28 protein-coding genes are annotated in these 22,077 nt (G+C 64.7%); 7 read left to right on the top strand and 21 right to left on the bottom strand.

Features of this window, described 5'->3' with window-relative positions; all coding sequences use genetic code 11:
- Positions 1-5: 5 nt before the first annotated feature.
- On the top strand, positions 6-1,256 hold the full coding sequence (locus DFP86_RS12695) for a hypothetical protein (protein WP_133681782.1): 1,251 nt from the start codon (positions 6-8) through the stop codon (positions 1,254-1,256).
- Between the two features lie 45 nt (positions 1,257-1,301).
- On the opposite strand, the gene DFP86_RS12690 is transcribed toward DFP86_RS12695, so the two are convergent.
- From DFP86_RS12690 to DFP86_RS12665, 6 genes are read right to left on the bottom strand one after another with little or no spacing between them, the layout of a single operon-like run.
- Complete coding sequence (locus tag DFP86_RS12690) at positions 1,302-2,171, bottom strand: hypothetical protein (protein ID WP_133681780.1); 870 nt, start codon at positions 2,169-2,171, stop codon at positions 1,302-1,304.
- Positions 2,158-2,577, bottom strand: a complete 420-nt coding sequence (locus DFP86_RS12685; RefSeq protein ID WP_133681778.1) for a hypothetical protein — start codon at positions 2,575-2,577, stop codon at positions 2,158-2,160. Before DFP86_RS12685 ends, DFP86_RS12690 begins: the two co-directional genes overlap by 14 nt.
- Positions 2,574-2,942, bottom strand: a complete 369-nt coding sequence (locus DFP86_RS12680; protein WP_133681776.1) for a hypothetical protein — start codon at positions 2,940-2,942, stop codon at positions 2,574-2,576. Before DFP86_RS12680 ends, DFP86_RS12685 begins: the two co-directional genes overlap by 4 nt.
- Complete coding sequence (locus DFP86_RS12675; protein WP_133681773.1) at positions 2,936-4,252, bottom strand: FliI/YscN family ATPase; 1,317 nt, start codon at positions 4,250-4,252, stop codon at positions 2,936-2,938. The genes DFP86_RS12680 and DFP86_RS12675 overlap by 7 nt, the downstream gene beginning before the upstream one ends.
- On the bottom strand, positions 4,239-6,296 hold the full coding sequence (locus DFP86_RS12670) for an EscV/YscV/HrcV family type III secretion system export apparatus protein (protein WP_133681771.1): 2,058 nt from the start codon (positions 6,294-6,296) through the stop codon (positions 4,239-4,241). The genes DFP86_RS12675 and DFP86_RS12670 overlap by 14 nt, the downstream gene beginning before the upstream one ends.
- Entirely contained in the window at positions 6,280-6,651 is a 372-nt protein-coding gene (locus tag DFP86_RS12665) for a type III secretion system chaperone family protein (protein WP_133681769.1), read from the bottom strand. Before DFP86_RS12665 ends, DFP86_RS12670 begins: the two co-directional genes overlap by 17 nt.
- A 158-nt stretch (positions 6,652-6,809) precedes the next feature.
- On the opposite strand from DFP86_RS12665, the gene sctR reads away from it, so the two are divergent.
- From sctR to DFP86_RS12645, 4 genes are read left to right on the top strand one after another with little or no spacing between them, the layout of a single operon-like run.
- On the top strand, positions 6,810-7,466 hold the full coding sequence (sctR, locus tag DFP86_RS12660; protein WP_279526899.1) for a type III secretion system export apparatus subunit SctR: 657 nt from the start codon (positions 6,810-6,812) through the stop codon (positions 7,464-7,466).
- Positions 7,467-7,475: 9 nt separating this feature from the next.
- Positions 7,476-7,742, top strand: a complete 267-nt coding sequence (gene sctS / locus DFP86_RS12655; RefSeq protein WP_133681767.1) for a type III secretion system export apparatus subunit SctS — start codon at positions 7,476-7,478, stop codon at positions 7,740-7,742.
- Between the two features lie 4 nt (positions 7,743-7,746).
- On the top strand, positions 7,747-8,532 hold the full coding sequence (sctT, locus tag DFP86_RS12650) for a type III secretion system export apparatus subunit SctT (protein WP_133681765.1): 786 nt from the start codon (positions 7,747-7,749) through the stop codon (positions 8,530-8,532).
- Positions 8,525-9,565 (top strand): EscU/YscU/HrcU family type III secretion system export apparatus switch protein, encoded by a 1,041-nt coding sequence (locus DFP86_RS12645; protein ID WP_133681763.1) that lies wholly within the window; start codon positions 8,525-8,527, stop codon positions 9,563-9,565. The genes sctT and DFP86_RS12645 overlap by 8 nt, the downstream gene beginning before the upstream one ends.
- A gap of 11 nt (positions 9,566-9,576) precedes the next feature.
- Here the strand turns inward: DFP86_RS12645 and DFP86_RS12640 are convergent, their stop codons facing one another.
- The 14 genes from DFP86_RS12640 to DFP86_RS12575 form a co-directional block, all read right to left on the bottom strand.
- The gene (locus DFP86_RS12640; RefSeq protein WP_133681761.1) at positions 9,577-10,221 is read right to left on the bottom strand and encodes a two component system response regulator; all 645 of its coding nucleotides are present in this window, start codon (positions 10,219-10,221) and stop codon (positions 9,577-9,579) included.
- A 123-nt stretch (positions 10,222-10,344) separates the two neighbouring features.
- The gene (locus DFP86_RS12635) at positions 10,345-11,361 is read right to left on the bottom strand and encodes an HrpJ domain-containing protein (RefSeq protein ID WP_133681760.1); all 1,017 of its coding nucleotides are present in this window, start codon (positions 11,359-11,361) and stop codon (positions 10,345-10,347) included.
- Positions 11,354-12,022 carry a type III secretion protein gene (locus tag DFP86_RS12630; protein WP_133681758.1) on the bottom strand — a complete coding sequence of 223 codons (669 nt, stop codon included), beginning with the start codon at positions 12,020-12,022 and terminating at the stop codon, positions 11,354-11,356. The genes DFP86_RS12635 and DFP86_RS12630 overlap by 8 nt, the downstream gene beginning before the upstream one ends.
- A complete protein-coding gene (locus tag DFP86_RS12625; protein ID WP_133681756.1) occupies positions 12,019-12,579 on the bottom strand; it encodes a type III secretion system domain-containing protein in 561 nt (186 codons plus the stop codon). The genes DFP86_RS12630 and DFP86_RS12625 overlap by 4 nt, the downstream gene beginning before the upstream one ends.
- Positions 12,576-13,262 carry a type III secretion system inner membrane ring lipoprotein SctJ gene (gene sctJ / locus DFP86_RS12620; protein ID WP_133681754.1) on the bottom strand — a complete coding sequence of 229 codons (687 nt, stop codon included), beginning with the start codon at positions 13,260-13,262 and terminating at the stop codon, positions 12,576-12,578. Before sctJ ends, DFP86_RS12625 begins: the two co-directional genes overlap by 4 nt.
- On the bottom strand, positions 13,259-13,513 hold the full coding sequence (sctI, locus tag DFP86_RS12615) for a type III secretion system inner rod subunit SctI (RefSeq protein WP_133681752.1): 255 nt from the start codon (positions 13,511-13,513) through the stop codon (positions 13,259-13,261). The genes sctJ and sctI overlap by 4 nt, the downstream gene beginning before the upstream one ends.
- Entirely contained in the window at positions 13,510-13,803 is a 294-nt protein-coding gene (locus DFP86_RS12610; RefSeq protein WP_133681750.1) for an EscG/YscG/SsaH family type III secretion system needle protein co-chaperone, read from the bottom strand. The genes sctI and DFP86_RS12610 overlap by 4 nt, the downstream gene beginning before the upstream one ends.
- An 8-nt stretch (positions 13,804-13,811) precedes the next feature.
- A complete protein-coding gene (gene sctF, locus DFP86_RS12605) occupies positions 13,812-14,027 on the bottom strand; it encodes a type III secretion system needle filament subunit SctF (protein ID WP_133681748.1) in 216 nt (71 codons plus the stop codon).
- A complete protein-coding gene (locus tag DFP86_RS12600) occupies positions 14,017-14,766 on the bottom strand; it encodes a helix-turn-helix domain-containing protein (protein WP_208108327.1) in 750 nt (249 codons plus the stop codon). The genes sctF and DFP86_RS12600 overlap by 11 nt, the downstream gene beginning before the upstream one ends.
- A gap of 64 nt (positions 14,767-14,830) precedes the next feature.
- Positions 14,831-15,061, bottom strand: a complete 231-nt coding sequence (locus tag DFP86_RS12595) for an EscE/YscE/SsaE family type III secretion system needle protein co-chaperone (RefSeq protein WP_133681746.1) — start codon at positions 15,059-15,061, stop codon at positions 14,831-14,833.
- A 12-nt stretch (positions 15,062-15,073) separates the two neighbouring features.
- On the bottom strand, positions 15,074-16,258 hold the full coding sequence (sctD, locus tag DFP86_RS12590) for a type III secretion system inner membrane ring subunit SctD (protein ID WP_133681744.1): 1,185 nt from the start codon (positions 16,256-16,258) through the stop codon (positions 15,074-15,076).
- 9 nt (positions 16,259-16,267) lie between these two features.
- Positions 16,268-17,731, bottom strand: a complete 1,464-nt coding sequence (locus tag DFP86_RS12585; RefSeq protein ID WP_208108326.1) for an EscC/YscC/HrcC family type III secretion system outer membrane ring protein — start codon at positions 17,729-17,731, stop codon at positions 16,268-16,270.
- A gap of 8 nt (positions 17,732-17,739) precedes the next feature.
- Complete coding sequence (locus tag DFP86_RS12580) at positions 17,740-18,141, bottom strand: protein EsaB (protein WP_133681742.1); 402 nt, start codon at positions 18,139-18,141, stop codon at positions 17,740-17,742.
- Between the two features lie 59 nt (positions 18,142-18,200).
- Positions 18,201-18,428 carry a DUF2917 domain-containing protein gene (locus tag DFP86_RS12575; protein WP_133681740.1) on the bottom strand — a complete coding sequence of 76 codons (228 nt, stop codon included), beginning with the start codon at positions 18,426-18,428 and terminating at the stop codon, positions 18,201-18,203.
- Between the two features lie 203 nt (positions 18,429-18,631).
- Between DFP86_RS12575 and DFP86_RS12570 the strand changes: the two genes are divergently transcribed.
- Positions 18,632-20,017, top strand: coding sequence for an aminotransferase-like domain-containing protein (locus DFP86_RS12570; protein WP_208108325.1), 1,386 nt, complete (start codon positions 18,632-18,634; stop codon positions 20,015-20,017).
- A 1-nt stretch (position 20,018) separates the two neighbouring features.
- On the opposite strand, the gene DFP86_RS12565 is transcribed toward DFP86_RS12570, so the two are convergent.
- Positions 20,019-21,419 carry a DHA2 family efflux MFS transporter permease subunit gene (locus DFP86_RS12565; RefSeq protein ID WP_243729387.1) on the bottom strand — a complete coding sequence of 467 codons (1,401 nt, stop codon included), beginning with the start codon at positions 21,417-21,419 and terminating at the stop codon, positions 20,019-20,021.
- A gap of 275 nt (positions 21,420-21,694) precedes the next feature.
- Between DFP86_RS12565 and DFP86_RS12560 the strand changes: the two genes are divergently transcribed.
- Positions 21,695-22,077 (top strand): methyl-accepting chemotaxis protein (locus DFP86_RS12560; protein WP_133681738.1); only part of this gene is annotated, 383 nt, incomplete at its 3' end.

Genomic DNA, 22,077 nt, shown 5'->3' with positions numbered 1-22,077 from the left:
GCTGCGTGGATTCCCTGGAAGCGTTTTTTCAGGCGGGTATCGCACCCGCCGAACTGGCGACGGTCACGCGCCTGACCGGCGCCTGGCCCTATCTATCGGTCTTCATCACCCTGTTCCGCGGGGGCGACGAGGAAGTGCTGATGCGCCTATTGGTGCTGCGCGAACTCGGCGCCCAGACCGATACGCCGTTCTGGAGTCCGCAGGAACTGGCCCAGCGGTTCGCCTACTTGCAGCCGGTCAAGCTCGACACCATTCTCAAGCGCCTGCGCGAAGGCGAGCTGCTGATCTGGCAATCCGACACCGGGCTGTACCAACTCTCCGAAGGCGCGCGCGTGGCACTGGCCGCGCTATCGACCATGATCGATTTCGCCGGCGACGACGTCGAACTGGGCTATCTGACCAGCCAGGTCGCCGCAGGGCAAGCCGTGGGCCAGGTATCGGATGAGGCGCTCAAGCACCTGCTGGCCCGACTCAACGAGCTGTATGCCGAGTTCGAGGAAGCGCTGGAGTCGCAATCGGAATTCCGCATCCGCGCCGCGCAGCACCGCCTGGAAGCCGTGTGGCGCTGGGTGGGCAAATCGACCGAGGTGGTGCGCACGCTGACCGCCGGCGACGATCTGTCGCTGGCCACGCTCAACCAGGCACAAGCCATCGCGCTGGCGCAAAGCCGCATGCTGGCGCTGGCGGGCACCTTCGAACGGCGCTTGGCACAATTGGCCGCCCAGCGCGTCCACCTGGGCGCGTCCGGCCTGACCTCCACCGACCTCGCCGATTACTTGCGCCACCTGTCGGCCGATAAACTGGCCGCGCTACTGGCCGACCGCCTGGCTTTCTGCTTGGAACCGGCGTTCCTGTCGACGCCCGAGATGGCCGATGTGGCCGAATTCGAACTCTTGGCGCGCGAACGGGCGCGCGAGCGCGATGCCGCTTTGCCTAATGCGGCGGCGGCGCCCGAATCGACCGAGGTGGAAATCGAGCGGCTGGAAGCTGCCGAGGCGTTATACGAAACGCTGGCGGGATTGCGCCAGGCCACGCCGCTGACGGCGGCCGTGTTGGCCGACACGTATAACGAAACCGCTTACCGCCTCTCGCTGCTGGCCTTGCTCGGCGACCCGGAAATCGGCAAGGAAGGCGACGTCATGGCCGACCTGGCCCGCCTCCCCTTGCGACTGGCCGACGACGAAGGACAAATCGAGCCCGATCACCCCGAAGTCGCCTCGCTCTCCAACGCCCGCCTGCTGCCCCCCGGCGCGTAGGCCCCCTTCGCCATGGAGGTCGGTGCGTTGCTTCGCGAACGCACCCTACGGCCGTAGTCGCTCGATACGTACCGCCCAGCCGTCCGTCAGGCGCAGCAGCGTACCCAATGCCTGCGTCCGGCCCGCCGACACCAACCGTGCCAACGGATGCGTCATCACCTGGACATCCACCGCCGCACCCGGCTGCCAGGGCCAGAGTTGGTGGGTTGCCGCCCGCAGTGCCGCGACCTCGACCGACCAGGCGCCCACCAAGCCGGTCGGCTGAGCCAGCGGCTCATCGATTTGCGCCGCCGTGGCGCTCGATAGTCGAATCCGGCCAGGCGCCAGCGCCGGATGCAGCCAGAACCGATCCAGCGCGTCCCCCGCCCCCAGCACCGGCAGTGCATCGCCCAAGGCCAACCCGTCCGACGCCATGCACCAGCCAAGCCCCAGCGGCACGGTCAACATCGCCGAGTCGTCCGGGCGCAGCATTTGCAGCAAGCCCGCGAGCCAATCGGACGGCGCGGTCTGCACATAGAGCGGCAGCCGTCGCGCCTCGTCTTCGCACAGCAGGCACCAGCTGCGCACCGTCGGCGCCTCGGCGGGGGTCAGCCGGGCGGCCTGGCATGGGGCCAAACCGGCGGCCGTCAATAAGCGCTCAAGCGGCGTCAAGGTGATGCCCGCCGCCAGCGGCCATAAGGCCTTATCCAGCGCCGCCAACGCCGGCACGGGCCAATGCGGCGCAAGCCAGGCGCACCAATCCGCTTCTGCCACCCAGAAAGCCAGCGCCGCACCGTCGCACTGTGCGTCGATGCGCACGCCGCTGCCGGACGGTTGCGCACGGCGGGCGGTCACCCGGGTCTCATCGCTGAAGGCGGACGCCCCGATGCGGCTGAGCAGAAACAGGTCGAGCGTCGGATCGTCATGCAGCGCCATCGCGCTCCGCCCCCACCCGCACCGTCACACCCAACACCTGGCTCAATGCCGCGCCAAGCTCGGCGTCTTGCTCATCGAGTTGTCGCGAGAGCGCCGGGTCGGTCGGATTGAAGCGAATCTCCAGCCGCCCGTCGCGCCAGAAGACGCGCAATTGCATGCCCGCCATCGGGCCATTGCTCACTCGCAATACCAAAGACTGTGCGCTCTCGATCTGGCATGGCGGCCGGCCCGATCCGAGAGGCGGCGAGGCGGCCGAGGACGGTGCGTGCGCGACATCGTCGACCGATGGCTCGGCCATCAGCGCGGTAAAACGTGTCGCCATGGCGTCCGGCGGCGCCTGGTGCGTTTCGTGCTCGTCGTCCGCGGCGGGAAAGGCAAACGCCTTGGGGCCCAGAGTCGTTTTCACAGCAGCTCCATCATCATCGACAGTTTCTCCTGCGTCCGCAGCAGCCGGCGCAATTGCTCGGACAGCGCGTCGCGCATGACATCCAGTTCGCACCGCGCCTCGGCCAGCGACCGCAGTTCGCCCAAGAGCGCGCGCTCCGATTGCCGTTGGCGGTCTAGGCGAGTACGTAGTGCAGCCAAGTCGCGCTGGCTCAGCACACCGCTCTCGTGCAACAGGGCTTGCCGCTGCAGCCGCAACGCCGCGCGCTGCCGCTGCACCTCGTCGCGACGCGCCATGAGCTCGGCCGCTTCGAGCGCCAAACGCGCAAGCTTTGCCCGTAGCCGGCTCGCGCGCCGCGCCTTGATGGCCACAAGGGTGCTCAGCATGGCACGCCCACCGACTGCGCCAATTGCGCCAGCGCGTCGGCGAAGTCGCAGTACTGATCCACCGGCTGCCGCAGCAAGGCATTGAGCTTGGCACGCCGGTCGATCGCCTCGTCGGTTTCGGCATCCTGACCGGGCTGATACTCGCCGACGCGCAGCAACAGCTCGACCTCGTTCCACGTCGCCAACAGTTGACGCAAGCGGCCGGCGGCGGCGCGATGCGCCGGCTCGGCCACTTGGTGCATCACCCGGCTGATACTGGCCAATACATCGATTGCCGGATAGTGGTTGGCCTCGGCCAGCTTGCGCGACAGGACGATATGGCCATCGAGCAAGGAGCGAACCTCCTCGGCCAGCGGATCGTGGCGATCTTCCATCAACACGGTGTAAAACGCCGTGATACTGCCGGTTTCGCCGCGCCCGGCCCTTTCCAACAACCTAGGCAACTGCGCATACAGGCTGGGCGGGTAACCGCCGCCGACCATCGGCTCGCCGGCCGCCAGGCCGATTTCGCGCACGGCACGCGCATAACGCGTCAACGAATCGACCAGCAGCAGCACATTGCATCCCTGATCGCGGAAGTACTCGGCAATCGTGGTGGCGGTCGCTGCCGCCTTCAGCCGCTCCAGCGCCGGCCGATCCGAGGTCGCCACCACCACCACGCTCTTCGCCCGCGCAGCCGGCGTCAGGACCTGCTCCAGGAATTCGCGCACCTCGCGGCCCCGTTCGCCGATCAACGACAGCACCACCACATCGGCGCGGCTGCCGGCACACAGCATGGCCAGCAGCGTGCTCTTGCCGCACCCCGCTGGCGCGAAAATGCCCAGCCGCTGCCCAAGCCCCACCGTCAGCGTGGTGTCGATGGCGCGCACGCCCATGGGCAGGCAACGGTCGATGGCCAGCCGGCGCATCGGGTCGGGCGCATCGGTATCCACACTGCGCCGCGACTCGACCCGCGGTGCGGGCAGTCCGTCGCACGGCCGGCCGAGCGCGTCGAGCACACGCCCGAGCAGCGCCGGGCCGACGCCGATCTGGGCTCTGGCACCGCAGGGGCGGACAAAGGATCCCACCCGCACGCCGACCGGCTCGCGGTAGGGCGACAACAGGGCGTCCCCTGCCGCCAAACCGATCACTTCGGCAAGACCGCCCCCCGCCAACTCGCACAACTCGCCCAAGCCCGCCTGCGGTAGATGGGCGCGCAACAGCGTCGGTCGAACCTCGCTCACGCGCCCTTCCTGCACCTCGGCACGCCCCAGGTCGATCGCCGGCGGCGCCATGGCCGCCACGATGGCCGGCACGTCAGGCAAGCGCATGGTCGTCGACCATCAGATCGATATGGCCCAGAACCTTGAGCTCCACTTCATTGCCCACCTCCTGGAACGACAGCACCGGCAAGTCGAACAGCTCGCGCTCGATCAATTTGCGCACGAAGCGGCGCACGTCGATGGCGGTGACCAGCACCGCGCCGGCCGGCCGGTCGCGCGCCAGCGCGGCGCGGATGGCCGCCACGATTTGCTCGTTCTCCTCGGGCGACAGCGCCGAATACGAGCCGGCCGAGGTCTGGCGGATCGATTCGCGCAACCGCTCCTCGATCTCGGCGCCCACCAGCCAGGCGTTGAGCCACACCAGCCCGCCACGATAGCGGCCCAGGATATGGCGTCCGAGCGCCAGGCGCGCATACTCGGCCAGCATCACCGGGTCCTTCTCGACCGGCGCCCACTCGACCAGCGCCTGGAATACCGCGCGCAGATCGCGGATCGCAATGCCCTCGGCCACCAGCCTGCGCAATACATCCGCCACCCGCATCACCGGCAACTGACGCTGCAGCTCCTTCACCAGTTCGCCATAACGCAGCTCCATTTTGTCCATCAGGAAGCGGGTCTCCTGAACCCCGATCAACTCGGCGCTATGGCGCTCCAACAGCAAGATCAGTAAATGGCGGATGCGCTCCGCGCCCTGAAACAAGCGCACCCCCAGATCCGCTAACAGCGGCGCCATCTCGGCCGCCACCCACTGCACGCTCATGCCGCCAAACGGCAAGGGGTCTTGAGCGACCGCCTGCGGCAACGGCGCGGCCATCGGGTCGACCATCGCCAACGGGCGCAGGGTCAGTGCCAGAATCGACTCGTGGAACAGCAGAAAATCCAGTTGACCGGCGGACAGAGAGGCATCGACCTGCAGCACCACCTCGGGTAGCGGCAGACCCGTTAACTCGAAGCGCTCCAATCGCAGGGCTTGCAGCATCTTTTCCAGTTGCCCGGTGCGCGCCAGATCCGGCGCAACCCGTAACAGCAAAGGCACGGCGCCGATGGAGAGCTCGCGCTCCACCGTTTCGTCGCCGCCGCGCTGGCCGGCGGCGGTCGTTTTTCCTTCGCCCTGCGCGTCTTGCGGGTGGCGTTGCAGCCAAAACGCACCGCCCGCCACCATGACGGCCAACGGTACAAACACCAGCGCCGGAAAACCCGGCAAGCAAGCGAAGAGCGCCAACACGGCCGCCACCAGCCACAAGGCACCGGGATGGCGCGTCACCTGGCTCGACAGCTCGGCGGCCAGATTGCGGCGCGTCTCGCCGGGCACACGGGTCACGATGATGCCGGCGGCAATGGAAATCAGCAGTGCGGGGATCTGGGCGATCAGACCGTCGCCGACCGACAGGATGGCGTAGGTGGCGGCGGCCTCGCCGGCACTCATCCCTTGCATGAAAACGCCGACGGCGATGCCGCCGAAGATGTTCACCAGGATCACGATAATGCCGGCGATGGCGTCGCCCTTGACGAACTTCATCGCGCCATCCATCGCGCCGTACAGCTGGCTTTCCTTCTGTACCATCGAGCGCAGGCGTCGAGCCTCGGCGGCGTCGATCGAGCCGTTGCGCAAGTCGCCGTCGATACTCATCTGCTTGCCCGGCATGGCGTCGAGCGAGAAACGGGCGCAGACCTCGGCCACCCGTTCCGACCCCTTGGTGATCACGATGAACTGCACCACGGTAATGATGGCGAACACGATCAACCCCACCGCGAGATTGCCGCCGATGGCGAATTCGCCGAAGGTCTGCACGATATCGCCGGCGTCGTGCTGCAGCAGAATCAGGCGGCTGGTGCTGATCGTCAGCGCCAACCGATAGAGGGTGGTGATCAACAACACCGCGGGGAAGGCGGAGAACTCCATCGGTTCGCGCAGGTGCACCGACATCATCAACAGCAGGATCGACAAGCCCAGGTTGACGGCAATCAGCACATCGACCAGCAGTGTCGGCAGCGGCAGGATCATCATGAAGATCGCCAGCAACAGCACGGCGGCCAGCACCACATCCTGGCGCCCCCGCAGGAGCGCCAAGCTCTTATTGACCCAACCCATGACCGTCCCTGCTCGCGCGATCCAGTAGCTCTGTCAGCCGTTGCGACATGGCATACCAATCCTCGGCCGGCGTCTCTCTCGGCATGGTCACGATCAGCCAGAGCCGTCCCTGGCCGATCCAGGCGCGCAACGGCAAACCGTTGGACGCCTCGGGCGACAGGAAGACCAGCAGCCGCTGCAGGGCGGTCGCGAGGAAGCTGTCGGCCAGCGTTCTGGACACCGTCAACAATGCGCGTCCGTCCTGCTGCTCCAGCTGCAACCGGTCGCCGCCTACCCGGCAAATTGTCTGGCACGCCGCGTCGCGATCGAGTAGTCGCTGCCATAGCTCGACTTGTCGCTGCCACTGTAAATCCATCCGCCCGCTCCTCTCGTTGAGTGGCGCATGGTGCCGGGCCGGGATGTTGCGTGCCATCGGGCGGAGACCTGAATTTGGCCAGAGTCAGGTCTTGACCCGATGGGGTTCGCGGCGGCAAGACGCCAAACTGGCGCATGCCGAACTCACGAGAATTTGCCATGACGCCCCCCATGACGCCGCCGCCCGCCGCGATCGAGCTGATCTTGCTGCTCTCCGCCCTGTCCCTGCTGCCATTGCTGGTGGTCATGGGCACGTCGTTTCTCAAACTGGCCGTGGTGTTCTCGCTGTTGCGCAATGCCCTCGGCATCCAGCAGATCCCGCCCAACATCGCCCTGTACGGCCTGGCGCTGGTGCTGACGCTATTCATCATGGCGCCCATCGGCTACCAGGTGCGCGACCGGCTGGCCGCCGATCCGACCCCAAACGCCAGTCCGTTGGCCCGGCTGGAGGACCATACTCTCGACCCTTACCGGCAATTCCTGCGGAAATACACCGCGCCGCAACAGACACGATTCTTCCTCGAGACCGCACGCAAGCACTGGCCCGAGGCGCTGCGCAATCGCATCGGCGACGATTCGCTGCTGATCCTGATGCCGGCCTTCGCCGTCAGCCAGTTGATCGAGGCCTTCAAGATCGGGCTATTGCTGTTCCTGCCCTTCATCGCCATCGACCTGATCGTGTCCAATATTCTGCTGGCCATGGGGATGATGATGGTCTCGCCGATGACCGTCTCGATGCCGTTCAAGCTGTTGCTGTTCGTGCTGGTCGGCGGCTGGGACAAACTCTTCAACCAACTGCTGCTGTCGTATCAGTAAGGAAAACCCATGGCGCTGTCTCCGATCCTGCAACTGGCCCAAGAGCTGTTGTGGCTGGTATTGATCCTGTCCATGCCGGTGGTGCTGGTGGCCGCGATCGTCGGCATCCTGATCAGCCTGCTGCAGGCGCTGACCCAGGTACAGGATCAGACCACGCCGTTTCTGATCAAACTGGTGGCCGCCAGCATCACGCTAGCGGCCAGTTACCATTGGATGGGAAACCTTCTGATGCGCTACACCGAGCGCAGTCTGTCGCTGATCTCGCGCATGGGGTAGCGCCATGGACTGGTTGAGTACCTCGCTGCCGCTCATGGCGCTGGCCATGATGCGCCCTCTGGGCGCCATGCTCCTCACGCCGGTGTTCGGCACGGCGATGTTGGGCGGGGCGCTGATCCGCAACGCCTTGGCATTCATGGCCGCGCTGCCGACGTTCCCGCTGATGCTGTCGCTCGCCCTGCCCGACCCCTGGCGGCAGCCGATGGCCTATGCCGGGCTGCTGGCGGGCGAGCTGACCATCGGCGTCTTGCTCGGCTTTTCCGTCGCCATCCCGTTTTGGGCCATCGATGCGGCCGGCCACCTGCTCGACACCCTGCGCGGCGCCTCGATGGGCAGCGTACTCAATCCGGTACTGGGCGTGCAATCCTCGGTACTAGGGACGCTGTTTGCGCAATTGATCTCGACGCTGTTCCTGGTTTCGAGCGGTTTTCATGCCTTACTGACGGCGTTGTTCGACTCCTATCTCTTACTGCCGCCGGGTCAGCCTTGGACGTTCGGCACCCGCTTCCTGCCATTCTTGTTGAGCGACTGGCGGACGCTATACACCCTCGGTCTGGGTTTTGCCATGCCGGGTATCGTCATCATGGTGCTGATCGACCTCGGCCTTGGGTTGATCAACCGCACCGTGCAGCAGATGAACGTGTTCTCGCTGGCCATGCCGATCAAAAGCCTTGCCGTGCTGTTGCTGATGCTCATCGCCATGCAGTTCTGCCTGCAGGGTGTCGAGCGACAGTTCGCGCGCCTCGACGGCGGACTGGTTCACGGCTTGCAAAGCGTGTCCCATGAGTGAAAAGAACGAGAAGCCGACCGCCAAGCGCATCCGCGACGCACGCGAGGAGGGCCAAGTCGCCATCAGCCAAGAAATCGGCATCCTGGTGCAAGGCTGCGTCATGCTGTTGTGGTTGATGATGGAAGGGCCGGCGCTGTACAAGGCGCTGGCCGACAATGTGTCGCTGGCCATCGCCGTCGGCCGGCAACCGGTCGAGCACGCGCTGGCCCAATATGCTGGGGACTTCGCGCTTTTATGGCTTCGTTTCGCCTTCGGACTGGCCGTCGTGCTGACTTTGGCGCTGGGCCTCTCCGGCATGCTGCAAAGCGGATTCCTGTTCGCGCCCAAGGCGCTGAAGCTCAAGTCCGAACGCCTCAATCCGCTGAGCAACCTCAAGAACCTGGTCTCGTTGAAAAACCTGTTCGAGCTTTGCAAGTCGGTGCTCAAGGTGACGGTGCTCGGGCTGACTTTCGCCTATCTGATCAAGCAGTACGGCCCCTCCTTTGCCCACCTGGCGCAAGCCGATCTCGCGACCGGCTTCATGATGTGCACGCAGATGCTGCTGTGGTTGTGGGCGGTGCTGCTCGTCACCACCTCGGTCTTCGCCATCGCCGATTACGGCATGCAACGTTATCGCTTGCTCAAGCAGCTGCGTATGTCGCGCCAAGACATCGAACAGGAGCACAAGAACAGCGAGGGCAATCCCGAGATCAAGCGGCGTCGGCGCGAGCAGCATCAGGAGGTGCAAAGCGGCAGTCTAGCCAGCAGCGTCGCCCAATCGTCGGTGGTGGTGCGCAACCCGACCCACATCGCCGTCTGCCTGCGCTTCGTGCCGGGCGAGACGCCGTTGCCGCAAGTGCTCGCCAACGGCCGCGATTTCCGCGCGCGCCACATCGTGCGACTGGCCGCACGGCAGGGTATTCCGATTGTCGAGCAAGTCGGGCTGGCGCGGGCGCTGCTACGCGATACCCGGCCGGGCGACTATATCCCCGAGCCTTTGTTCGCAGCGGTGGCCGAGGTGCTGCGGCAGGTTCAGTCGCGGCTATCGGAGTAGGAATCGCGGCTTCAGCATTCCACCAGGCCGATGCGCCGCGCCCAGGTCGACAACTCGGCGGCATTGTGTGCATCCAGCTTGCGCATCAGGTTACAGCGATGGGTTTCCACCGTCTTGATGCTGACCGACAGATAGCTGGCGATTTCGCGATTGCGCTTGCCCTCGGCAATCAGCTTGAGGATCTGCCGCTCGCGCGGCGTCAGGCGCTCGTCCAAACCATCGCCCGCGGCCGGCCGCCAGCATAGCGGCTCGCCACCCAACGCCGGATCGACGTAGCAGCGCCCGGCAGCCACCTGGCTCAGCCCCTCCAACAACACGTGCCGGGCGCTACGCTTGAGCACGTAGCCCATGGCGCCGGCACCCAGCGCCTGCATGCACCGGCGCTCGCCGGCCTCGGCGGAAAACACCAGGATACGCAGCCCCGGCCAACGTTTGCGCAGCAGGTGAATCACGTCGATGCCATCCATGCCTGGCAGGCCGAGATCCAGCAAGACCAGTTCCGGCTGGAGCTCAAGGCAAGCTTGGTACACTTGGCAGCCGTCCAGTACCACCCCCGCCACCTGGTAGCACGCCTGCCGTTCGAGCAGATAGCGCACGCCATCGGCAAGCAAACCATGGTCTTCGACAATCAGCACGCGCAAGGGCTCGACATTCATTTCGCCTCTCTTTCTGGGGATCCGTTCAAGTGCGCCTCGCAACGTCCGAGGTCATGCAGCGCAGGATTCTAGCGCAGCGCAAGAAGCACGCGGATCCTCCGTCCTCCGAAAGCGGGCGAATCTTCAATCGGCATGGCGATCGCGTAATTCGGCCAGCGCAGACAACAGCCGCGCCTGGTGCTCATCGTCGACGAAGCAGCGGGCCGGCATCACCTGGATCAGTTGAGACAACGTCCGGATCAGCGGATAACGCCAGGTCGGTTCGGTCATCGGCAGCATCTGCGCCACCAGTTCGGCATCGGCCCACAACTGCTCGCTCAAGCGCACCACAGCGTTCAGCAGCCATTCGCCGTCGACGTCCGGGCAGGCCAGGCGATGCGCCGATTCCTGGCAATGACTCTCCAGGCCAAGTAGATTGAGCAAGCGCTGTAAATCGCCGATCACGGCGACCAGGTGGCTACCGACGATCGGCTCGCCGCTGGCCGACAATTCGAAGGCCAGCACCTGGATCATGGCGGCCAGTTTTTGCCGGCGCGTCTCGCGCTCGCCCAATTCGGCCAACCACTCGGATAGTTTGCTGCGCGTGTCCCCCGCGCGCTGATAGAGGCGCCGCAGCGCTTGGCGCAAATCGGGTGTGCGCACGCCGCCATGCAAGGCGCCGAAGACCGCCAGCGCCATGTCCTCTTCCGCCAACAGGGCACTCAGCGCCTCTTCCAGGCGGGTTTTCTGCTGCGGCGACAACTTGCCGCGGGCCAACGCAGCCGCCAACAGCAGCGCCTGCCGCCCACGATCCTGCGTCAGTAGCTCCAAAGCCGCGCGCGGCGACGCGGCCTGCAACCAGCCCTGGGCGTCGGTCAACAAGCCATCGAGAACCGCCTCCTCCGACGCCCCCAGCTCGGCGACCAACTTCCAGGCCGTCACTCGGTTGCGTCGATGCGCCGCATCGCCGCCGCGCCGGCTGCCCAGTGCAAAGCCGACGTCTTCGCCGGTTTCGGACAGATCGCTTTGCAATGCCTCCAACGCCGCGGCGGCATGGGAAAATACCGATTCTCCGGCATGGCCGGGGCCGGCGATCGACACCACCGGCGAGTTCGCGCCGATATGCGCCGATGAATTTTGGGGGATGATCGGATCAACCATGTTTCGCGTCCTCGCATTCTCCTGCCAGTTGCCGCAGCAACCGATCCCGATGGGCCGGCCAATCCAGCCGCACCCGGACTAAGCCGTTGTCCAGCACGGCCTGGCCGCAAGCCAGGTCGGCATCGGCTTCTACCGACACTTCGGCCAAGTGGGCAAACGCCGCGACCACCGCCGCGTGTTGCGCCACCGATACCGAGAGCCGAAAACGCCCTTGCGGCAACCGTTCCAACACCCATCGCGCAAGCTGGCTCAGATACTGTTCATTCTGCTCGGCCTGCCCCAGCAAAGCGGCCAACACGTCGGCAAGCATTGGCCGCCAGCGTTGCATCAGTTGCCGCGCCACTTCGGCTTCCAACTCGGCCTCGCTCACCATCCACGCCACGGCATCCGCCACCGCGTCCTCGCGCGCTTGGCGGCGAATGACCTCGCATTCGGCATACGCGGCCGCCACCGCGGCCTCGCGTATCGCCTCGACCTGCTGCTCCGCCTCCGCTCGCATGGCGTCGGCCTCCGCGCGCAAAGCGGTCAGCTCGGCTTCGGCCGCCGCCAGTTCGTCGGCCAGCGCTAGCGGGGCACGCAAAGCTTGGGCGCGCAACGGCTCGGCTTGCGGGCAGGACAACGGCAAGCGGATGAAAGTCAATTGCAGGGGATTGGCGATCATAGCCAGCGCACCAGTTTGTCCAACACCGGCCGTACCGGGCCATCGGGCGCCGGCCCCGTCGAGTGCGGCCAGAGCAGGCGGCACAACGCCAACGCCGGCTCGTCGGCCCGGGCCAACCAAGCGGCGCCGCTTTGCCGCGCCACCGTCGCCAATTGCGGCGGCGCCAACCTTGCCTCGCACCGATGCGTGCGGGGAAACAAAGCCAGCAACTGCGTCTGCTGCTGCTGCGACAACGTGGCCATGAGGGTCTGACGGAACGGCCGCAGCAACAAGTAATCGGGGCACCGCATGGCCCACAGGCCCAGCCCCACGCACAGCGCGTCGCGCCGATCCGCCTCGGCCAGCAGCCGGTCGGCACAGGCATCGTCGGGCGGCGGCACGCCTTCGTGGCCGAGCCGCTCGGCGATCAGGCGGTCGAGTGCCGGCCGTAGTGCGGCGTGCCGGCCGTACGCCGCTTGCCAGGCCGACAGATCCAATCGATGCCACCAGTCGTCGGCCATATAGCGCCCTGGCTGCCACCATAAAGCCAAGCTTGCCGATCGTTTCGCCGTGGTCACGCGCGTCTCCTACGCCAGAGCAACCAGGCGCTGCCGACGAACAGCCCGACGAGCGTCAGCAACGCCACCACCACCGACCAACGCAGCATGGGCGGTTCGCGCGGGGGATCGGATAACCGCACCAAGGCACGCTGCAAGACCAGGCTAACCCGTTGCGGCGCCAAACCGGGGATACCGTCGCTGACCAGCGCGCGGATCTCCGCCTCGTGCGCCGCGAGATTCACCGTGGGGCTGTACTTGATGTACACCGCCGCCGAGGCCGGCACGTCGGCGGCGCCCTCGGCGGTGCTTTGCTGCGCCACCGATACCTCGGCGACGATCACCCCTTCGATGTTGGCCAGCATTTTTTCCATCTCCTGGCTTTTGACGTAGCGCAGCTTGGCGCCTTCCTGTTCGGGCGAAGAGACCAGTTGCCCACTGGGAAACAAATCCTCGATCCCCACGAGCGGCTTGCGCGGCAAGCCGTTCTGGCGCAAGAGTTCGATCGCGTCGACGAAACGCGCCTCATCGACGCGTAGTGTCACGCCATCCTTGTCGCGCAACTTGTCGACAGCGATACGATTCGACAACAGCAAGGCCATCATCCGGTTAGCCTCGCCCTCCTCCAGACGGCTGTATAAATCGGTCTTACAACCAGCCAGCATCATCAGCATCAGCAGACAAAGCAGGCGTACCGACCTCATTGCATATGGACCAGCTTGTTGATCGCCTGTGTGCACAGCCCGGCCACCTTGGCCGTCAAGTCGCTCCCCATCGACAGGCTCATCAATTGCGCCTGCGCCTGCAGCAGCTCGGCGGGAGAGCCCGGCACCTCCGGGGTGGCCAGCAATGCGGCGAAACGCTCGCTCGACGCCGGGTCGGGCGGCGGCGGCATGGCGTCGCCTTGCGGACGACTCAACGCGGGCAGCAACGCCCCCACAGCTTCAGTCTTCATGTCAGTTCTCCAAATGATTCTGCCCGAGCCGGGGCATCGCCCAATAGCTGCCTAAGCGGTGCGCACAGTACCGGGTCGGCACTGTCGAGCCGGCTCTCGGCGCCGGCCCGATCGCCCAAGCCAAACAAGAGGGTGGCCTGGCAAGCGGCCAAGACCGCCGGATCGTCCAGCCAGTCGGGCAACGACGCCAGGATGGTGCGCATCTCCCTCTGCAATCCATGGTTGACCGCGGCAAAACCGGCTTCGACCACCAAGCGGCGGATCGCCGCATCGTTAACACCGTCAGCCATCGCCCGCCTCACATCTTGGCCAAAATGCCCGACATCATGTCCTTGACGGCCTTCATCATCGTGCTTTCGAAACTGACCACCATCGAGTACTGCTGCAGCGCGTACTGCATTTGCAGCATGGCGGTCGGGTTGTTGGTCGCATCCAGGCTCATCGCGGTGCGTAAATCGTTCTCCGTGGATCCGACTCGGCTGTTCAACTGATTGACGATGGCGTCAAGATTCATGGCGGGGCCTCTTGGTGCGGGGAATCCGGCCGGCCGCGGGCAACACCGGCTGACCGCGGCGGACTTCGCTCGGCGATAACTGGAAATGCCGTCGGAAGCTATCGGAAAAATGTGCGTGGTTGGAAAAGCCGGACTCGAAGGCCACGTCGATCACCTTTTTCGGCGTGGTCTGCAGTAACCGGCATGCGTGCTCCAATCGTTGCGCCAACAGCCAGTGCTTGGCCGATACGCCGAACTTCTCCTTGAAAATCTGATTGAACTTGCGCACCGGCACGCCCAGCGCGTCGGCGTAGCGCTGCACGGCCCAGGCCTGCAAGCGGTGCCGGTAGATGAACTCGAACATATCGCAGTCGCCGGAGATGGCTTGCTGCAACAAGGCCGTGCCGACACCGCCGTCGACAGTCAGGCAATACATGAGCACGAAGTGCAGCATCGCCACCGGGTTCATCTTTGCCAGGCTTTGCATCGCCGACAACAATGCCGGCTCGGCCGCCACCGTATGCACGGTATGCAGCATCGACATGTTCAGGCCGACCGGCGGCAGCAGATGACGAATATCCCGGTAGATCGCTTGCAGTTCGGCGCTTGAAAAACCATAGCAAGCGCCCGATGCGCCGACACGCACCTGATCGGTCGACGTCAACAACAGACTAACGCCGGCGATCGGCACGGCATGACCGTGCCCCTCGATCAAGATTTGCCCTGGGCCGGTAGTCAGGATGATGAACAACCGCAGCACCGCACCTCCTTATTCTTTTCATGCAAAGACATCATCGTTGCCAGGCCGGGCAAAGGCTATCGGGTTAGCACCTGAATTCGTGCTGACGCGCCCAAACGATTTCGATCACGGCCATGGCCGCCAGGCAGGCAGCGCGCCGACGCGTCAGTACGGCGAACTCGGCAGCCGGCAGCGGCTCGCGCAGGCGCCGGCCGCAAGCCTCGGCCAGGTCTCTCAGCAACGCCAGACACCGAGTGCGCCACCTTCCGTGGAGATCCGCCGCCAGTTGGTCCTCCAGCGCGGTCAGGGTCAACATCCTCTCCTCCTCTCAAGCGTGGATCGGCAGAAATACCAAGGTATTGCGTCCCGCCAGCGAGACGCCGTCCGGGTGGATGGCGACGATGAGCATCTGCTGGCGAACCGTCGCCCCCAACAACAGGCGCATGCCATTGGTCAGCGTCAGAAAGGGGCTGGTACGGCTGCCGTCGATACCGGCGATATCGGCTGGCAGAAACTCCCCGGCCGAGGCGGTGCTGGCGGCATTGACTAGGTGTGCGGGCATGGACAACTCGCCACGGTGGGTCAGATCGTTCAACAGCGCGCGCACCCGCTCGACCCGAGCCGGCGGCAACTCGCCCGAAACCACCCAACTGAACCGGCCCTGCCGCACGCTCAGACCGTCGAGCTGTCGGTCGGCGCGCAGCCGCGCCAGCAATCGGTCGAACTCCTGCCCGAAGCGGTCGACGATCTGCCAACCGGCCAGCCCCGGCAAATGATCCAGCGCATCGGTCAGTTGGGCGAAACGTTCGTCGTTGCGCACGGTTTCTTGGATCTGTGCTTTCCCGTCCGCCGTCAACGTCACGATCGCATGCGGATAACCATAGTTGTGCAGCAGCGCCTGCACGCTACGCAGCAACTCGTCATCGCACTGCGCCAGCCATTGATAGCGCACCCCGGCGGCATCCAGCCGCGTTCGCAGCATGGCCAACGCGGCACTGTCGGGACAGCGACCGCTCACACGCAAAACACCGTCGTCCTGCCACTCGGCCAGCACGTCCGGGAAGGGACGCAACGCGGCGGCGACCCATTGCTGCGGCGGAGGGGAAACGGTGGGCGCGGGGGCCAACCACCAAGCCAAGCCGAGTGCCGTTGCCAACACACACGACACCCCCAGCGCCAGCATCAGCCAGACACTGCGCGGCCTGGCGCGCGCTACGGCCGATACGGAGGCTCGTTCGCCATCGCTTGGCCCCAATACGAAGTGCAAACCGGCAAGATCGATGAAATGTCCGAGCGGCAACGCACCCGGTCTCACCGATTGGCCATCGACCCAACAGGGGGTGTCGTCCTGCAACAGCACACCATCGGGCGCGACCGTGAGCGTGGCCATCCGCCCCTGTTGCAGCGGCAGCGCCAGATCGGCGTCATCGGTGCCGATCGTGAATACGCCGGGAGGCAAGTTCAGCGCCCTACCCGCCATGGGACCATTGAGCAGCCAGAGTTTGAATGCCATCTCCACGGCTCACTCCTTGACCGGCACAGCATGGGGGCGGGGTTCGGCCTTGATCAGGAACAGGCGCATGACTTTGCGTTCGCTGCTGCTGTTAAAGCGGAACAAGCGCCCGACCAGGGGCAGATCGCCCAGAAACGGCACCTTGCGCTCCCCCTGCCGGTCTTCATCCTGGACAAAGCCGCCAAGCAACAAGGACTGGCCCGTCTGCAAAGTCGCCTGCGTCGCGATTTCGGCGTTCTGAACTTGCGGCAACCCTTCGGCCTCGCTGACCGCCGGCATCTGCCGCCCGTCCTGAATATCCAGTGTCAGCAAGACTTTCGTCTCATCGATCAGCCGCGGCGTCACGCGCATCAATGCCCCGGCGGAGACGGAGGCCAGCTGTGGATTTTTGTCGCTGGACAACTTGGTATAGAAGGTCACGTTGCTGTCCAATACCGCCTGGACATTGTCCAGCGTCACCACGGAGGGGCGCGAGATGATGCGCGCGTGCGCGTTCTGCTCCAGGGCGTTGAGCTGCACCAGGAATGAGTCGGTATTGGAGATCAGCGACGAAAAACTCCCCCCAGCCAGTCCGGTGGCGGTATTGATGCCGATGCGCGTGCGGCCTAGCTGGGCGCTGCCGCTCCAGTCGACCCCCAACTGGCTCAAATCGGAGGCATCGATATCGATGATGACCACCGAGATCTCGATCATGCTCGGACGCTGGTCAAGACGTGCGATCAGCGCCGGATACAGACTGTGGTTCTTGACCAGATCGCGCACCAGCACGGCATTACGCCGTGTGTCGGCGGCAAAGACCGGCAGCCCGCTCTCGGCCGCGGACACCGTCCCGCCCGGTGCCGCCGGCGCTCGGCTCTTCGCCATTTCGCGCAGCACCGACACCAATCCCGGCACGACCACCGTCTGGTTGCGGTAGCTGTAGGTCGTATCGGCGGCGTTGGCATAGGAGAGCGGATAGACGCGCACCGTTTCCTTGCTTGCGCCCTGCTGCCGGTGTTGCTCGTCCAGCTGACGCCCCAAGGCGTCCAGGCGCGCCAGACACACCGGCACGCCAGCGATCTGCAGCGCATGGGAGCTACCGACGGCCCGCACTCGACAGGACTGGGCATCGGTCAACCCGCTGGCGCCGAGCATCGCGGCCAGTTCCGAGGCACTCAGGGTGGAGGGGGTCAGCAAGGTGCGGTCGAACTCCGCCGCCTTGTAGATATACAGTACCGCGCCATCATAATAGGGCAGCAATTGATAGCGCCGGGACAGAATACCCAGCGCCTCGCCGGGCCGGCGCTCCTCGATCTGGCCGGAAAACCCTTCGACGACCTTCGCACTGACGACGACCGGCAAGCGGTAATTGGCCCCAAGGTTATCCAACACCGTCGATAGCGGCATGTGCCGACTGGAAACAAAGAATGGCGGCCCTTGCCATGCGATGACCTGCCCCTGGACCTGCCCGGCAAACAGGCAGAGAAGTGCCATGCGCCGCATCATGCCAAGCGTCCGATGACCGGCATGGCGCAATCGGCGGGCCGTCGACGCTCGGCCAACAAGATCGCCAGCGTCTGCTGCTGTTTGAGCAGCAAATCGAATTCCGACTCGGTCAAGCGCGGCGGATAACGGCGCAACAACCACAATCGACCGTCGTCCAGATAGAGCCCGTCATCGCTGGCCGCAGGCGTCGCTGCCAGCACCAGGCAGGCCTCGGCCGCCCGCGCGGGTGCGCGTTCGACCGTCAGCGCCACGGTCGGGCCGTAGGCGAAGCTGCGCGCACGGCATTGACCGGTGCCCAATCGTCCTGACAGGACGACCCCGGCAACCGGCCAGCAAAGTTCGGTCACCCGCCCTGCCACAAATTGCAGAGCGCCTGCCGGGTCAAGATAGCGGTTCATGCCGGCATGGTGCCGGCACGGTCGGCGGTCGACTATCGGGTAATGACCTGATTCCCGCGTTAAGCGCGCCAGCCGGGCGCCGTTTGGGTCAAAAAGACATCGCCGCCCAGCGACTGCGCCAATGCCCGGCGTTCGCCAGGCGCGAAGCGCCATGATTGCCCCGCCTCCAGAATCACGTCTTGCCCTGCGTGGCTGAGCCACACCCGTCCCTGGCGGCAGAGAATCGTTTCGCCCCGATGTCGGGATAACCAAATCAGGCGCGAAGGTGTCAAAAGCAGAGTCTGCATGGCCGATCTCCTGGGTAAGTCCGATCAGCTTAACGAGCGCGCACGCCGACCAGTAGCCACACAGTGACGCGATTCAATCCCGTACAGCGCCCGTCTCGGCCTAACTGTACCGATCCATTTCCCATGAAACTGTCACTACAGCGCGGCATGACAATCGTTATGATGTAGTCATAACCATCGCCACCATCCCGCTCTACCGCCAATTGGCCGACGAGATCGCCCTGCAGATTCACAGCGGTATTCTCCGGCACGGCGAACGACTGCCCTCGCTGCGCGAAATGCGCCTGCGCCGGGGATTAAGCCTAAGCACGGTGCAGGAGGCTTTCCGACTGCTGGAGGATCAGGGATTGGTCGATGCGCGCCCGCAGTCCGGCTTTTTCGTGCGCCGGCCGGCGCCCAGCCCGGTACCGGCCGCGCTCGGCACACCGACCGCCATCGCGGTCGATCCGCTGCTGTGGAGCTATGTACAGGAAATTCCGGTGGACAATCCGCGCGTGTTCGAAGGTTTCCGTAGTGCGACCCCGGCACCGTCCTTGTTACCGGTCGCGCAACTACAAAAGCTGATGGTCGATACCTTGCGGCACCATCCGGAGCTACTGAGCGATTACGGTTCTCCGCTCGGTTGCGTCGAACTGCGTCTGCAGATCGCACGCCGCTCGCTGGAGTGGGGAGGTCAACTCGAACCGGCCCATTTGCTCATCACCCACGGCGCCATCGAAGCGCTCAACCTCGCCTTGCGCGCCGTAACACGGCCGGGGGATGTGGTGGCGGTGGAATCGCCCACCTATTTCTCGCTGCTGCGTAGCATGGAAAATATGGGCCTGCGGGTGCTGGAGATTCCGACACATCCACAGCACGGCATGTCCTACGAGGCCTTGGAGCTGGCGACACGCAACGGCGCGGTGCAAGCAGTCTCGCTCATCGCGAATTATGCCAATCCGCTCGGTTCGCTGATGCCGGACGCCACCAAGGCGCGTATTGCCGCCCTCATGGCCGAGCGGGATATTCCGCTGATCGAGGACGATGTTTATGGCGAACTGCACTTCGGCCCGAAGCGCCCGGCACCGCTCAAAGCCTTCGACCGCTCGGGCCATGTGCTGTACTGCTCGACACTGACCAAAACCCTGGCACCCGGATTGCGCATCGGCTGGATCGAGGCCGGCCGTTATCTGCCGCAGGTGGAGCTACAGAAGTATCTCGGCACCCACTCGACGCCCCAACTCTCGCAGCGTGTGCTGGCGCGCGTCCTGGAAAGCGGCGGCTATGCGCGCCACATGCGCGGCTTCCGCCGCGCGCTCTATGCACAGATGATGCAGATGCTGGCCGGCGTCGAACGCTATTTCCCAGCCGGCAGCCGATTTTGCGCGCCGCAAGGCGGCTTCTCGCTCTGGGTCGAATTACCGCCCCATTGCGACAGCGTCGCGTTGTTCCAGCTCTCACGCGCCGAGGGCATCGGCTTCGCCCCTGGTCCGTTGTTCTCGCCACGCGGCGAATACCGCCACTGCCTGCGTCTGGCGGGTTCGGGTCATTGGGACGATGCGCAGGAAGCGCGGCTAAAGCGGCTGGGAGAGCTGGCCTGCCGGCAGTGAATCAGGCGGGGCGCCGACCGGTCAATTGCGCCCCGGCATGCGGATGCAAGGGCATAAACAGCCAGGTCGAACACAGCGTCAGCCCCCCCATGAAAACGAAGGCCAGGGCAAAATCGCCGCTCACCAGGCCCCCATGGCCTCGCAACCAACCGATGCCCTGCAAGGCGAACGCGCCGACGGTCACCCCCATGCCGGCAGCCAATTGCTGCATGACGGCCGACAGGCCGGTGGCATGGCTCATGCGCGCCGGCTCGACATCGGCGAAGGCAATGGCGTTGAGACTGGTGAATTGCAGCGAGCGCAGACAGCCGCCCAGGACAAATACCGTCAGCATCAGCGCATGCGGCGTCTCGGCGCGAAAGAGACCGTAAGCGGCAATCGACAGGGCGACCAGCACGCTGTTGACGGTCAGCACGCGCTTGAAACCGAAACGGTCGAGCACCCTCATCACGATGGTTTTCATGAAGATGGCGCCGATGGCGGTCGAACAGGTGAGCATGCCGGAGGCGAACGGCGACAGGCCGAAGCCGAGCTGCAACATCAGCGGCAGCAGGAACGGCGTGGCGCCGATCCCGACGCGGAACACGAAGCCGCCGATCACACTGGCGTGGAAAGTCGGCAAACGGAACAGCGACAAATCCAGCAGCGGCTCGCGACAACGTCGGTAATGGCGCAAGTAGAGCACCATCAGCGCACTGCCCATCAGCGTCATCAGCAGCGCCGCGGCGGTAGACATCATGTGCCGGCCTTCGGCGGCGAGTCCCAGCATCAAGGCCGACAACCCGATACCGCTGAGCAGAAAACCGACGATGTCCAGTGGCGGCACATGGTCTTCCCGCAAATTGGCGATGTAGCGTCCGCCAAGCACAATGCCGGCAATACCGATGGGTATGTTGATGAAGAAAATCCAGCGCCAGTGAAAATAAGTGCTGATGAACCCGCCCAACGGCGGCCCGATCACCGGCCCGAGCAGGGCGGGAATGGTCAGGTAGCTCAGGGCGCGAACCAAGTCCGACTTGGCGGTCGTGCGGACGATGACCAGGCGGCCGACCGGTACCATCATGGCACCGCCCATCCCTTGCACGAAGCGCGCAAAGACGAAGCCGGGCAAGGAATGGCTGAAGGCGCACAGCAGGGAGCCGAACATGAAGACGGCAATCGCCAGACGGAAGATGCGCCGCGCACCGAAGCGGTCGGCCATCCAGCCACTGATCGGAATGAAGACGGCCAGACTGACCAAGTAGGAGGTCAATGCCAGCTTAAGCGAAACCGGATCGATGTGCAGATCGCCGGCGATGGCCGGCAGCGAGGTGGATATCACTGTGGCGTCCATGTTTTCCATGAACAATGCCGTTGCGACGATCAGTGGGGTGAGCATGCCGGCGGAAATCTTCAACTGCATAGAGACTGCCACAAAGTTCGGGGAGAGCGCACAGTTTAGCAGTTGGCTAGCTTGATAACATTGTTAATGACATGTAGCTATTGACTTAATCATTAATTAGTATTAATTAATATTATTCTATTTGATACAGACCAAACATCCGGCGCGGCGCCTATGTCAGCATGCCGGGTAAGGTGCCCAGTGCTTTGCGCGTCGCGTGCACACTGCTGGCATAGCCATGTGATCCGAATTTGGCGGGCGAGCCGTTGCGTTTCGTCCGGTGTGGGAGTCCATTCATGTTTTTATCCGCCCGAAAACTGACGCAGTATCTGCAGCCGCTCTCCAATGCGACTCGCGACGGCGTCGACCTGACTGTCAAGCTAAATGAGCGAGGCAGCCTCAGCTGGGTTGGTCAGTTGATCAAGACCCTGCTCGACCGGTTCCAAACGGCACTGGTGAAGATCGCCCGCACGGCGATCCACCTGTCGCAACAAGCACCACAGCTAGCCAACCTGTCGCAGATGCTGGAAGAGCGCGCACGCGCCCAGCAAAGCAATGCCGAGCAGATCTCGGCCGCCAGCCGCACGCTTGCCGAAACCGTCAGCTCGATCTCCGCCAGCGCCAGCGAAGCGTCGTCCTTCTCGCGCCAAGTGGCGGAAGCCGCCGAAAGCGCCAATAG

Source organism: Paludibacterium purpuratum (assembly GCF_004363805.1).
GTDB lineage: Bacteria > Pseudomonadota > Gammaproteobacteria > Burkholderiales > Chromobacteriaceae > Paludibacterium > Paludibacterium purpuratum.
The sequence above is the reverse complement of the archived record's forward strand: the minus strand, read 5'-3'. Positions and strand labels throughout refer to the sequence as shown.